This is a genomic window from Gracilibacillus ureilyticus, assembly GCF_900111195.1.
Lineage (GTDB): Bacteria > Bacillota > Bacilli > Bacillales > Amphibacillaceae > Gracilibacillus > Gracilibacillus ureilyticus.
Map to the genome: position 1 here is coordinate 17,876 of NZ_FOGL01000013.1, position 13,039 is coordinate 30,914.

The 13,039-nt window shown below is 34.1% G+C and carries 12 protein-coding genes and 2 pseudogenes; 3 read left to right on the top strand and 11 right to left on the bottom strand.

What is annotated here, in order from left to right; translation table 11 throughout:
- Positions 1–156: 156 nt before the first annotated feature.
- The 3 genes and pseudogenes from BMW36_RS20840 to BMW36_RS12675 all read right to left on the bottom strand — a co-directional run bounded on the left by BMW36_RS20840 (position 157) and on the right by BMW36_RS12675 (position 1,652).
- Positions 157–258, bottom strand: coding sequence for an HNH endonuclease (locus BMW36_RS20840; protein ID WP_425431951.1), 102 nt, complete (start codon positions 256–258; stop codon positions 157–159).
- Between the two features lie 96 nt (positions 259–354).
- Complete coding sequence (locus BMW36_RS20400; RefSeq protein WP_175480459.1) at positions 355–516, bottom strand: hypothetical protein; 162 nt, start codon at positions 514–516, stop codon at positions 355–357.
- 233 nt (positions 517–749) lie between these two features.
- Positions 750–1,652 (bottom strand): annotated as a pseudogene (locus BMW36_RS12675) (zinc-dependent alcohol dehydrogenase family protein).
- Positions 1,653–2,198: 546 nt separating this feature from the next.
- Between BMW36_RS12675 and BMW36_RS12680 the strand changes: the two are divergent.
- Positions 2,199–2,447 carry a cupin domain-containing protein gene (locus BMW36_RS12680; protein WP_342707267.1) on the top strand — a complete coding sequence of 83 codons (249 nt, stop codon included), beginning with the start codon at positions 2,199–2,201 and terminating at the stop codon, positions 2,445–2,447.
- Positions 2,448–2,813: 366 nt separating this feature from the next.
- On the opposite strand, the gene BMW36_RS20805 is transcribed toward BMW36_RS12680, so the two are convergent.
- Positions 2,814–3,215, bottom strand: a complete 402-nt coding sequence (locus BMW36_RS20805; RefSeq protein WP_342707268.1) for a DUF2798 domain-containing protein — start codon at positions 3,213–3,215, stop codon at positions 2,814–2,816.
- Positions 3,216–3,293: 78 nt separating this feature from the next.
- On the opposite strand from BMW36_RS20805, the gene BMW36_RS12690 reads away from it, so the two are divergent.
- The gene (locus tag BMW36_RS12690; RefSeq protein ID WP_089741676.1) at positions 3,294–4,157 is read left to right on the top strand and encodes a LysR family transcriptional regulator; all 864 of its coding nucleotides are present in this window, start codon (positions 3,294–3,296) and stop codon (positions 4,155–4,157) included.
- 215 nt (positions 4,158–4,372) lie between these two features.
- Here BMW36_RS12690 and BMW36_RS12695 read toward each other — a convergent pair.
- The 3 genes and pseudogenes from BMW36_RS12695 to BMW36_RS12705 all read right to left on the bottom strand — a co-directional run bounded on the left by BMW36_RS12695 (position 4,373) and on the right by BMW36_RS12705 (position 6,404).
- Positions 4,373–5,266, bottom strand: a pseudogene (locus BMW36_RS12695) (NADP-dependent oxidoreductase).
- 69 nt (positions 5,267–5,335) lie between these two features.
- Positions 5,336–5,854 carry an MATE family efflux transporter gene (locus BMW36_RS12700; protein ID WP_139180319.1) on the bottom strand — a complete coding sequence of 173 codons (519 nt, stop codon included), beginning with the start codon at positions 5,852–5,854 and terminating at the stop codon, positions 5,336–5,338.
- Entirely contained in the window at positions 5,832–6,404 is a 573-nt protein-coding gene (locus BMW36_RS12705; protein ID WP_089741680.1) for an MATE family efflux transporter, read from the bottom strand. Before BMW36_RS12705 ends, BMW36_RS12700 begins: the two co-directional genes overlap by 23 nt.
- Before the next feature lie 40 nt (positions 6,405–6,444).
- On the opposite strand from BMW36_RS12705, the gene BMW36_RS12710 reads away from it, so the two are divergent.
- Complete coding sequence (locus BMW36_RS12710; RefSeq protein ID WP_175480461.1) at positions 6,445–7,017, top strand: TetR/AcrR family transcriptional regulator; 573 nt, start codon at positions 6,445–6,447, stop codon at positions 7,015–7,017.
- 711 nt (positions 7,018–7,728) lie between these two features.
- On the opposite strand, the gene BMW36_RS12715 is transcribed toward BMW36_RS12710, so the two are convergent.
- The 4 genes from BMW36_RS12715 to BMW36_RS12730 form a co-directional block, all read right to left on the bottom strand.
- Positions 7,729–9,201 carry a glycoside hydrolase family 1 protein gene (locus BMW36_RS12715; RefSeq protein ID WP_089741685.1) on the bottom strand — a complete coding sequence of 491 codons (1,473 nt, stop codon included), beginning with the start codon at positions 9,199–9,201 and terminating at the stop codon, positions 7,729–7,731.
- Between the two features lie 112 nt (positions 9,202–9,313).
- A complete protein-coding gene (locus BMW36_RS12720) occupies positions 9,314–11,173 on the bottom strand; it encodes a beta-glucoside-specific PTS transporter subunit IIABC (protein ID WP_089741687.1) in 1,860 nt (619 codons plus the stop codon).
- 131 nt (positions 11,174–11,304) lie between these two features.
- Positions 11,305–12,138 carry a BglG family transcription antiterminator LicT gene (gene licT, locus BMW36_RS12725; protein WP_089741689.1) on the bottom strand — a complete coding sequence of 278 codons (834 nt, stop codon included), beginning with the start codon at positions 12,136–12,138 and terminating at the stop codon, positions 11,305–11,307.
- Between the two features lie 500 nt (positions 12,139–12,638).
- Positions 12,639–12,980 carry a winged helix-turn-helix transcriptional regulator gene (locus BMW36_RS12730; protein ID WP_089741690.1) on the bottom strand — a complete coding sequence of 114 codons (342 nt, stop codon included), beginning with the start codon at positions 12,978–12,980 and terminating at the stop codon, positions 12,639–12,641.
- Positions 12,981–13,039: the final 59 nt, after the last annotated feature.

Consider the following 13,039-nt stretch of genomic DNA (forward strand, 5'->3'; position numbering starts at 1 on the left):
TCTAAATCCTGCAAAATTCCAAAAATCATTAATGTTAAAGATTGAATAACAACCGCTCATCGCTTTCCGTTACAACATTAAACACCACATTATAACCCTCACATGCATAAATATTATTCAACTTATTCTAACAATTTGACCAAATCTACATACTCTTCATACCTTATGGGGCTTATTTCGGTTACATTTTATATAAAAATAAACACAATTATTCGGTGTGCTTAATCCACCTTTTGATTTGGGCATCTTATGATCAATCGTACCATGTAAACTGTAATAAAGGCATGTATGGACATCCCGTAGGAGTACGAATTTTGTTGAAAATTTCTTATTGAAAAACCATTAATTAATCTTCTAGTGTACAATACCTGCTGTTCCCTCTTTCACTAACTTTTTTGCTTTGTCATAGCTAACTATAGTTTCATATCTATAATTATTTGTATCACGACCTCGAATGGCAATTTTTTTAGATACATCTATCAGTCGTATCAAACTTAAATTCATGTCTTGAGTCAAGTATTATTTCTTCCTTACGATCTTTGCAGTCCCCACAGTAGGATTTCCTACTAGATAGACCGCTCTTATTCCCGTCGGAAGTTGGAAATCTTTTTAGATATTTTAATTCGCCACATATTTTACACTTCTTATAAAGCCTACAAGTATCACCTAATACTTACACCCACTTTAATCGCCTCCCACTATGACACTACTCTTATTCTCTGGTGTCAATCAAACTGCTGGTCTTTTTTTCACATTGAAGATGACACTAGTAACCTGAAATTATACCAAAAAAACCTTCTCCTTGGCATTTCCATCACATCTACCGCATTTTTAATATTGGCTAATTCAAATTTAGAATCTATCTTCTTTAAGCGTAATTTTTTATCACCGATCAACCTAACTAACTCGCTAATAACGGCTTGCCATTCTGCTGAGGAAACATGCCGAATTCACTGACGCAAATGAAATATATTCGCACTCACTTTTACTTTGTTTGCTGCCAATCAATCACTAATCTAATGGAATACCTGATAATAGACCAATTGTTAAAAATTTGCCTTCATACTGCAGACAAAAAGCCAATTCATTTCTATCCGTTCCTCCAATCGAATCAACGGCAGCACTGACATTACGCCCTCCTGTTATTTCCATTACCAATTGATAAAGTGAGTCCTTTGATCTGTCAATCACATAAGAAGCACCATTTTGAAGCAATTCTTTTTTATATTTTCCATTCCTAGTTACTGCGATTAACGTATTGCCAAAAACATTTGATAATTGAGCAAGCAGGTGAACAATTGCAGATCCACAAGCATTTACTAATAAAATATCGGTATATTTCAGATCGAGAATTTCTGTACAAATGATCCATGTTGTAACTGGATTAATATACAGTTGTGCAGCAGTATAATCATCAATTTGTTTCGGTATAACGACAGTTGAATCTGCAGAACTTATGGCAAACTCCTTCCAAGTCCCCTCCTCTCTTAGTGGCAACGCTCTTTTTCCTATAAAGTCCGAGGAAACACTTGTACCTACATCTCTTACAATGCAAACTCCCTCATATCACGGAACATGAGGTAATGAGATCCTATGAGAAATAACCCTGTAAATGGTATTAAATCGAATGGATTGATAGGGCGTGCTAACATTTGAACAAGAACTTCCTTAGCCTAAGGTGGTTCTATCGTTTTACATTCTTCTTTTAAAACTTTTCTTGTGTTTCCAAATTCGGCATATGTAATATATTTGCCTCCAAATAGTTGTTTCTCCTTACTCTCTACTTTCTGCTAGTTATCTTCCTCTAATAAAATAACTTTCTCAACTGTAAATTCTCGGCTGCTTTTATCTTTTCGTATAAGCTTCCATTTTGGTATGGTTACCGAAACTGAGTTACCTTCCGAACAAATTAACAGGAACTTTTATAGGGCCAACTAAATAAATAGCTCATTTGTCAGTTTTTATTAGGTTGATATTATTTTTAAATATGGAAAGTACCTTGGATTCGAACTTTGTTTATGTCATTAGTATCCACCTTATTCTAATTTTTTTGTTATGATTATATTTTAAATAAGTTACAAGATTTATACATTTAATTAATCCTTACACAAAGAAAGCACACCCCCTGTAATAGAGGTAATGCTACTTTGAAAACTAACTTAATTTATTTGTATCTGCATTCAAAAGGAGGACTAAGAATGATGATGGTAGAATTCCCTCCCGGCGCAACGATAGGAGAATCCCATTCTCATGAGGGTGAGGAATGCCATGTAATCTTGGAAGGGAAGATCCTCGCTGAACAGGATGAAGTCTCAGTTATTGTTGAAGCAGGCGATTCATTTAGTTGGAATGCAAGTGTTCTCCACTATGTAAAAAATGTTGGAGATGAAAAAGCAGTGGTATTGATCTCCATTTATTCAGATACTGAATTAATCGATGTTTTGTAGAAGACGATTTAAATAGGAAATCCTATACATAAATTAGTGGTACTGGATTTCCTATTAAAATAAACACTTGTGTAGTAGTTATGGAACCGGTACATATAATTACTCTAATGAGAAACAGTTTTTAATTTTCACATCTCCTGTGTGTTATTAATACTTCTTTCCCTCCAACCTTCTGACAGTTTAAGCTGGGTATAGCCTCTTTTAGAAAAACAGAGAAAATAATGATTCTCTTTGTTTTTCTATTGTTTCAAGATACTATCAGATCATACTTGTAGCCATCCATACCATTATAATATTACCTTCGAAGAGATTTCTATATGAGCTTTGGTTACTAGGATACTGGCTATAAGTGGATGGTATGCCGCTTTATAAATTAACTTTTTTCGTCGCCGTAGTATTCATGTTTGATTTATCACTATCATGTTTAATTATTTGTGGTTTTTCTGTAAAATTTATTTTCCCCATGATTAGATGTATTACTTTCGGAAAAAAATAAGCTCCAAAGAAAGCACAAACAAAAGCCTGAGACCATGTTCTTAACCATGTAACTACAAACCTATGGTCATAACCTTGATTTATTGAGACTAATATAAAGGAAATAAAAAAGGACATACTAAATGCCATAAAAAATGCAAAAATAATATTTCTGTATTTAGAGTTAATATTTATTCGTATTCGCCTCCTTACTTCTGAGTTGCAACATTTCTTAAAGGTGAATTTTGTTCTCATTAATACCACACTCAAAAACTTCACGGTTAAGAAAATCATATCATCTGAGTTTACATTAGTAAAACGAATATTTATAATAGATATATAAGAAATTCTAATATAAGGAGGATAATGAAAGTGAATATCTACTACGCTTTTATAAAATCCATAGAAACAGGAAGTTTTACAAAAGCTGCTAAAGAACTTGGCTATTCTCAATCTGCCATTAGTCAAATGGTGAATTCATTGGAGAAAGAACTTTCTACCACTCTTATTTTACGTTCTCGAAAGGGTATTAGACTGACACCAGATGGCGAGGATTTTTTACCCTATATTAAAAATATTTGTAATTCACATAGGGAACTGATACAAAAACTCAAAGAAATGGAAGGACTTCAAAGTGGACTTATCCGAATTGGGACATTTTCTAGTGTTACCTGTCATTGGCTACCAGGGTTAATAAAAGATTTTAAAAAATACTATCCAACTGTTCGTTTTGAATTACACCAAGGTAATTATACAAATATCTCTAATTGGATTAAAGAAGGAAGTGTAGACTTCGGCTTCATCAATTCTACTATTGTGTCGGACCTTGCCATTACTCCGTTGCAAAAAGATCAAATGCTTGCCACCATACCAAAAAACCACCCTTTAGCAGCATCCAGTAAAATGTCATTAAAAGATTTAACTACTGAACCATTTATATTATTAGATGAAGGAGTAATAAATGAATCCCTTTCTATTTTTAAGCAAAACAATTTAGAACTCAATATACAGTATGAGGTTCAAGATCCTTATGCAATCATGTCCATGATTGATCTAGAACTTGGTATTTCTATTTTACCGAAGCTTCTTTTGAATAGATGTCCGTATAATGTAGAAACAAAACCCATTGAACCATCAATTAATCGAACAATAAGTCTTGCATACAAAGATAAAAAGGTGCTACCAATAGCCAGTAGAAATTTTATTGACTTTATCATAGAAAGGTTGACAAAGTAGGCCTTATTGAAACAGTTTGTTACCGAATAAAGTTTATGTGATATTCATAAACTTCATCGATCGTTAGAGTTTACAATTATTTCGGTCAAAGTTAAGTGCCGCAACTGGCACCTAACTTTATGTTACCTTACTTCTTTTCTAAGCCAACTAATTTCAACTTTTTTCCTCCCCTTCATAAGTAGGGTGATAATCTACTCTTGGATTTAATACTATTATTACCCTTTTATATTCAAAACAATTTTCCCTCTTGCATGTCCTTCTTCACTACGCTCATGCGCCTTACGCACTTCAGATAGTGGAAAGATAGTATCAAAGTAGGCTTTTACACTATCATTTTCATATAATTTCGCGACCTCCATCAGATCCTCTCGGTTAACGTCCATATCTCAATAATAAGCTTTAATATTTTTCTCCTTCGCTTTCTCTTCATTGACTCGGCTTCGAATGGAAACTAGATGTCCTCCTACTTTTAAAACATCATAACTCCGCTTTAACGTGTCCCCACCTCGTGTATCTAACACAATGTCATAGACTGAAATAACATTCGCAAAATCTTCCTTGCGGTAATCAATGATTTCGTCTGCAACCAACATTCTTAAAAAATCATGATTATGTTCACTCGCAGTGGTAGCGACATAAGCTCTATTTGCTTCGGCCAGCTGAATAGCAAAAACTCCAATACCACCTGCGCCGCCATGGATGAGTATTCGATCACCTTGTGAAATATTTGCATTTTTAACCAAAGCTTGATAGATCGTTAAACCATTAATAGGAATTGTTGCCGCTTCTTCTAAAGAAAGAGAATCTGGTTTTTTAATAACTGTTTCTTCATTCACCACCGTGTATTCAGCATATCTTCCATTCCATTGTAAATCTTGTATCACCACAACCGCATCGCCTGCTTTTAATATTTTCACGTTTCTTCCAACATTACGAACAACTCCTGAGATGTCCCATCCTAAAACAAAAGGTTTCGGATGAAGTCGTTTCCCCTCTTGTTCACCGAGACGAACATGAAAATCATAAGGGCTAATTCCTGTGTTTTCTACCTCAATTAATACTTCGTCGTTTTCTCCTATTTCTGTTACTTCTAAATTATACTCTTGCAAAACCTCGGGACCGCCGAATTTTTCTAATGCAAATGCTCATGAACGCTCGTTAAGGAATGATTTATGTGGTTACGAAAATAATTCCTTTTCCAGCCAGTTGTCCCACTGATAATAAGCCATAGAAAATAGAAAGCTTATCAAGAAGCTAGTACCCATACCTAATGCAATCCCTACTTCCCCAAATAGAGAAGAAGCCATATGTGTTAATGGGACACGAAATATCCACAATGAAATGATATTTAAAACTAATACCTGAAACATCGCTCCTGCTCCTCGCACAATACCATTTAAAATAAAATTCAAGCCCAAGAAAGGATAAAAGAAAACAATCAGCTCTATGTACAATTTACCAAATGCAACACTCTCCGGATCTTGAATAAATAACTTAACTAGTGGTTCTGCCCAAACAAATAAGACAACAGCAACCGCGAACATAAAACCAATATTGTAAATGACACCAGCTCTTGAAGTTTGCGATACGCAATCCCACTTTTTTGCCCCTATGTTTTGTGCTTCGATCGCATTCACAACTGTGCCAATCGCCATTATTGGCAGTAAAATTAGGTTATCTAAGCGTTTGTGCAGCACCAAATCCGACTACGGCATCGACCCCAAATGCATTCACTGCGGATAAAATAACATTCATTCCCGCATAAATGACAATCATTTGTATAATCGATGGAATGCCTAATTCTAAAATTGTTTTTACTTCTGTCCATTTCGGGATTTGAAGTTTGAAAGAATGCTTTGAATACTTCCTTGCTACATAAAACAAGCTATACAAAAATGACACCATGTATGCCAACACCGTAGCATAGACAGCGCCTGCCACCCCTATGTCAAAACCTGTAATGAGTAGCGGTGTCAACACAGCATTCACAACCGTTCCCGCTAAGATAAAATATAACAGAGTTCTACTATCTCCAAATGTCCGTAATACTGTACTAACAAAATAATAACCTACTATAAATGGGACACCGATAAAATTAATTTGTAAATACTCTTTTGCAATAGGTATAAGCGATTCCGGTATATTAAGTAGAGCAAGCAACGGTTCAACAAAAATGTCTCCTATACCCTTAACAGCAAACGATAATATTACTAATAAAATGACAGACCTTTCAAACAGTATTCTGATTTTTTTTGAAAATTAATGAATGTTTATTTATATTGATGACATGCGATTAAAAGACAATGCTAAATATAACCGTATTTTTAACTCCGCTATTGAATCGATTAATGAATTAGGATTATCAGGTACATCTATTTCAAAGATTGCTAAAAAGGCAGATGTATCTGTAGCAACCATTTATATTTATTTTGAAAACAAGGAGGATTTAATTAACAAGGTATATTTAGGGGTAAAAGAGGATATTAGCGAAGCAACATTTAGAGATTTTCGCGATAGTTTAGAATTATTTGAAGCTTTCAGCCATGCATTGACAAACTTTGTTAAGTTTTTACCTGAAAACACAGCACATTTATTGTTTTTAACACAGTTTGCTAACTCACCTTTAATCAATAATTTTGCACAACAAGAAGGACAATCTCTATTTCATCATATTTATAGCGTGTTTGAAAAAGGAATACAGCAAAACCTATTTAAAGATGTGGATACGAAACTTCTCGTCACCTATATATTCGATCCTATCATGAATTATTTGAAAGGGCGCATTGATAATCATTCCATCGATCAACGCATGATTAAAATATTTATTGATATGAGCTGGCAAGCAGTGATTCGCCACTAACACTAAGGTAGAGCATTCGTTAAAAATCAACAATGCAAATGAAATGGCATACTAATTAACATTGCAATTAGCAAATTGACAGCTATTGGAAACTATGTTATTTCGGTTGTGATTTTGTATGCTATTTCAAGTGTTTATATCCTGGAGTCGTTAATATATAAAAAAATAAGAGACTAAATCATATGCGATTTGGTCTCTTATTTAGTATACTTTTTCTTATGTTCCTCCACCGAAACGGAACTACTTATTGTTCGAAGACGTTCTTAAAAGTCTTATTAGATTTTATAAATTTTCCTACTTGATATCCTAGCTATAACTCTCGCATCAAACAACCAAATTAACTTAGTGTGAAGTGTTTTGAAGCTATTATTTTGATACTTTTCTTACAAATATCTCCACTTCTTCTGCGGTATTCATAGAAAGAAACTTGTCTTTATATGAAGCCATCTCTTCTCTAGACAAACCTCTTAGCTTTGATTATTATTTTTTTCATTTATTCTCCTTCCATATCTATACTATTTTCGAATTCGCATATTTTTTTCCGTTTTCCACCATCGCCTGTTACAATTCCTGATTTTCAGTAATTTTTTTAATCATTCGATCAATATGTACCATAACGATATAAAGAAAAATAAAATACATGAATTCTCTAGATTCATTACTTAATACCTTCTCATCAGCTAATTTTACATGTTATTCTCAATTAAAAATTTATTCTAGTTGTTCACCATTAGTTTTTATCACATGCTTATACCAATAAAATGATTGTTTCTTTATTCGTCGTTTAGTCCCGTTTCCCATGTCATCCTGATCAACATAAATATAACCATATCTTTTTGAAATTTGATTTGTTGAAGCACTTATCATATCAATACAGCCCCAGCTAGTGTAGCCAAAAACATCAACCCCGTCTGCTATTGCTTCTTTAATTTGTTTAATGTGTTCTCTTAAATACGAAATTCGGTAGTCATCATTTATAATGTCACCTTCTTCTAATGTATCTACAGCTCCTAAGCCATTTTCAGCAATGAATAATGGTTTTTGATAGCGATCATATAACTGATTCAACGCAGATCTTAAACTTTTGGGGTCAATCTGCCATCCCCAAGCACTTTCTGGGAGATAAGGATTTTTGATTCCTCCAACCAATAAGTTGCCTATAGCTCCTTCAAGATTTTCCGGTTGTGCGCTAACCGCACTAGACATATAATAGCTGAGAGATACATAATCTACTGGATTGTTTCTTAGGATTTGTTCGTCCTCCGGTTCCATTTTCAACACAACATTACGATCAGCTAGTAACCTAGCTGTATAGCCTGGATAATATCCTCTTACTTGAACGTCACTAAATAGTAATGCATCACGTTGTCTGTCCATTGTTTTCTGGAAATCTTCTGGTGCGCAACTATATGGAACAAATAATGTGTAACTAACCATGCAGCCCATTTTCGCTTCAGAATCTATTTCTTTTAAGACTTTTGTAGCAAGTGCACTTGCTACAAATTGATGATGAGCACCTTGATATTTTGCCTGTTCAAGATGAAGGTGGTCTTCATCTATCAATCCAAGACTAACATATGGATGATGTTTACATGAGTTTATTTCATTAAATGTCATCCAGTACTTTACTTTCCCTTTATATCGTTCAAAGACGGTTGTAGCATAGTGGACGAATAAATCTATTACTTCCCTGTTCACCCATCCATTATACTTTGTTACAAGGTTCAGTGGCATTTCATAGTGTGATAACGTAACCACTGGTTCAATTCCATATTTATTTAATTCATCAAAGACGCGATCATAAAACGCTAGTCCCTCTTCATTTGGTTCCTGCTCGTCTCCATTTGGAAAAATTCGTGTCCAAGCAATAGACATACGAAAAGCCTTAAATCCCATCTCTGCAAATAGTGCAATGTCTTCCTGATAATGATTGTAAAAATCCACACCATGTCTTTTAGGATAATACTTCTTAATTGTTGGATCCTGAGCTTCTTCTACTTGTTTACGAGTCATTTTAAGCCATTGATTTGACAACTGCTCTTTTGGAATATCCTCATCAAAATAATAAACATCAGAGACAGAAAGCCCTTTACCACCAACGTTACTTCCTCCTTCAAATTGATTAGCAGCCGTTGCACCTCCCCACAAGAAATTATCTGGAAATTTTGTTTTTATTTGAAACATTGTTAATATTCCTCCAATTCATATAATTATAGATTCAAAATATAAAAGTCCTTGATAAAATGTCTTTTCATCTACTTTTATTTTCTAATTTCATCAGCTGAGCTATTTACTTTTAGACTGAAAGTTCAAGTAAAGCTTCTGTTTCATCTATTTTTTCAAGATTTTTTTTGTGCGTAACATCGGTAAACTCCTTACTATTTGTAACAATGATTGGCGTTATTATATCATAACCCTCGGTTTTAATTGTTTCGAGATCAAATTCAATAAGAAGATCTCCTACTGATACTTCATCCCCTTGTTTAACATGGGATTCAAAAAATTCACCTCCTAGTTTCACTGTATCTAATCCTACATGGACCAAAAGCTCAACTCCAGTATCACTAGTTAACCCAATTGCATGATTTGTATTAAAAAGAGAAGTCACGGTTCCATTAACTGGAGAAACTACACGACCTTGTGTAGGCTCAATAGCTATCCCCTCACCCATAATTTTACTTGAAAATGTAATATCATCCACTTCTTCGACGGGTTTGACAATCCCTTTCATTGGACTAAATACTGTAGTAGGACGAACCTCTACCTCTGTTTTCTCTTTCCCCTTCTCTTCTGTGCCTTGTTCAATAATTGTTTGATCGAATCTGAGGAGTAAAGTTATTCCTATCGCAACCACGATTGAAATAATAGATCCAAGAATGGCATAAATAAACGTCTCACCAATAAACATTGGAATTCCTTGAATACCAGTTTTTCCGTAAAAATAAGCTTTTGCATCAAAAATCATCATGAAAGCAGAACCAGCAGCACTCCCAATCATCGCTGCTATAAATGGTTTCTTTAGTCGAAGATTAACCCCATACATTGCAGGTTCAGTCACACCAAACATACCTGTTATACCTGTTGAAAATGCAAGTGATTTGAATTTTTTGTTTTTTGCTATAAAAAAGACAGCAAAGGCTGCAGCACCCTGAGCAATATTGTTTGCGGTCAAAATTGGTAAGATATAATCATAACCATTCGTTGCAATAGACTCTATAATAATTGGAACAAGAGCATAATGCATTCCTATCATTACTAGTAAAGGCATCACAGCACCGAGGACTAAACCTGCAAGCGGACCAGCAAATTGAAAGAGAAAAGTTACTCCTGTAGCAAGTCCTTTGCCAAGAATAGCTCCTATTGGACCAATTACAATCAGAAACACAGGGACTGCGATTAGCAAAGTAACTGTTGGAACAATGATTATTTTAAGAGCATTAGGTGTATAGCGATCAGTAATTTTTTCTATATAAGATGCGAACCAGATAGTTAAGAACATCGGAATAACAGAAGCCGAGTATGTTGCAGGTGTAACCGGCAAACCAAGAAATGATAGGTTCTCTCCAGTATCCTTAGCCATTGTCATCAATGTTGTCAAACTCGGATAAAGTACAGCTCCAGCTATAGCAACACCAACAAAAGGGTTCATTCCGAACTTCTTCGAAGCACTAAATGCAATCAAAACTGGCAAGAAGTAAAAAGCCCCATCTGCTAAAGCATTAAATATTTGATATGTTTGACTCTCTTCTGATACGTAACCTGCTATTAGAAGCACTGACAGTAAACCTTTAATCATCCCTGCCCCTACGATAGCAGGTAGAATTGGAGTAAATACCCCAGCTAGTGTATCAAGAAAATTATCTAGAGCTCCTTGCTTTTTATCGTTCGTTGAGTTTTTTTGTTCTCCTGTTATTCCGGCAATTTTCACAAACTCTTTATAAAGATTTTTGACATCATTTCCGATAATAACTTGGAACTGCCCACCCTTCTCCATAACGCCCATTACTCCAGGAGTGTTTTCAATCTCTGTTTTGTTTGCAAGCTTGTCATCCTTCAGATTGAAGCGTAGTCTTGTCATGCAATGTTCAAGATTATTAATGTTTTGACTACCACCTACATTTGTTAAGATTTTTTTTGATATATGTTCATAATTCATATTCACAGCTCCTTTTGACAAAAAATAAAATCCTATAAAAAAACCTAAGTTATATACAGAAGGATGATTATCCTTTTATTGCATACAACTCAGGTTTTGCCTTTAACAGTTACAATCCCAAGATTGTGTATTTATTTTTTTGACCTATCTGTCACTCGTTGAATATGGAGCATCAGATAGACCATTTCTGATTTAGAAAGATGCGTATTCCTTGCATTCTTTAGATATCCATTAATTACCTCAACACAGTCATAGACATTTGGATATTTCTCTCTTACAATTTCAAAAAGGTCATTACTCTCATGAGGATTTGTTTGCTTTTCCAGTAGCCTTTGACCAAAGAAACGAAGATGTACTACAAATCTGCTATAATTTATTGAATCCTCGTTAAAGTCAATTCCAAACTGATATTTAACTATTTGTAAAATGTCTTGCACTATCTCGGCTATCTCAATTGTTTGATCCATTTCATGGACACCGTTCTGAGCATTCACTAGATGTAGTGCAATTGATCCCGCCTCATCTTCTGGGAGAACAATGCCCAATCTGTCTTTTACAGTTTCTAAGGCACTCTGACCAATTTTATATTCTGTAGGATAAGTTTTTTTTATTTCCCATAGCAATGGATTACTAAGGATTTGTCCATTCTTCGTCCTTGTTATAGCAAAATCCAAGTGGTCGGTTAAGGTTAAATAAATATACTCACTTAATTTTTGGGATAACTTAGATTTTGCATTTTGAATGATTTCAATTGCCAGATCTAAATGAGATTGCGGAATATCCACTAACAACTCTGAAAGTTGATTTGACAAGCCTTGTACAAACTTTTTATCCACTTTGGATTTGTCTATTAAATCGCCGACTTTTTTTTGAAAGGCTATTCCACGTCCCATTAAAATAAGTTCATTATCCCCTTCTGCTTCAGCAAGGACAACGTTATTGTTAAATATTTTTCTGATTAACATTTTGTTTTTCACCCCCATAGCAACTTAGCAATAAAAAAACCTAAATCGATAACAGTATTACAAACTTGTAATACTTTCATCAACTTAGGTTTTGCCCAATTAGGTCACAATCCAACATTAAGATTTTATATTTAATTATGTTAACTATCCTAACCTATTTTGTAATCGGTGTCAATTATAAATTTAAAAAAATTGACTCCATATCATAAAAATATACCTTCACAGTAATTTTTGAACTAATAAATGTAAAATTATCAAATATGAATACCTTCACATTTAAAATGCAAAAAAGGGTGGGAATTAAACTATGTTAATTAATAGAAAGTCATCATTTCTCACTTGCACATTCTATTACTCATTACGTCTTGTTATCTTTGTCTCTAATTAGTTTAAAAAGAAGATGAAATTAGTGATTTCTTTAATCAGTAATCTAAATGATATCATATAAAAAAGACCCTACCAATATTGAAAGGGTCAACAATGATTCATTCATATCATTATTATTCTCCTGATTCGCTAAGAACTGTGTTTTGATATTCCTTTCCCCAATCTTCCATAACATTAATAATAGGTTTTAGTGTATTTCCTAATTCACTTAATTTATATTCTACTCTTGGCGGTACTTCAGCATATACTTCTCGTATGATAATTTCATCTTCCTCCATAGATCGTAAATTCTGGGTTAAAACTTTCTGACTTATAGCAGGAATACTTTTCTTTAATTCTCCAAAGCGTTGGGTACCTTTTAAAAGTTGTTGAAGAATCAATAATTTCCATTTATTGCCTATCAATCCTACTGTAGTTGCTACTGGACATGGTGGTAACTCTTCTTTTGTAAGCATCCATTTCAACTCCTTTTACCCTTTTGATACTAAACATCTAAAATATTGTAACCTTCAAA

What these genes read in the sequence shown, in the direction of transcription:
- BMW36_RS12680 (WP_342707267.1), top strand. Translation starts at nt 2,199, where the DNA reads ATGATGATGGTAGAATTCCCTCCCGGCGCAACGATAGGAGAATCCCAT.
- BMW36_RS20805 (WP_342707268.1), bottom strand. Translation starts at nt 3,215, where the DNA reads ATGATTTTCTTAACCGTGAAGTTTTTGAGTGTGGTATTAATGAGAACA.
- BMW36_RS12710 (WP_175480461.1), top strand. Translation starts at nt 6,445, where the DNA reads ATGCGATTAAAAGACAATGCTAAATATAACCGTATTTTTAACTCCGCT.
- BMW36_RS12715 (WP_089741685.1), bottom strand. Translation starts at nt 9,201, where the DNA reads ATGTTTCAAATAAAAACAAAATTTCCAGATAATTTCTTGTGGGGAGGT.
- BMW36_RS12720 (WP_089741687.1), bottom strand. Translation starts at nt 11,173, where the DNA reads ATGAATTATGAACATATATCAAAAAAAATCTTAACAAATGTAGGTGGT.
- licT (WP_089741689.1), bottom strand. Translation starts at nt 12,138, where the DNA reads ATGTTAATCAGAAAAATATTTAACAATAACGTTGTCCTTGCTGAAGCA.
- BMW36_RS12730 (WP_089741690.1), bottom strand. Translation starts at nt 12,980, where the DNA reads ATGCTTACAAAAGAAGAGTTACCACCATGTCCAGTAGCAACTACAGTA.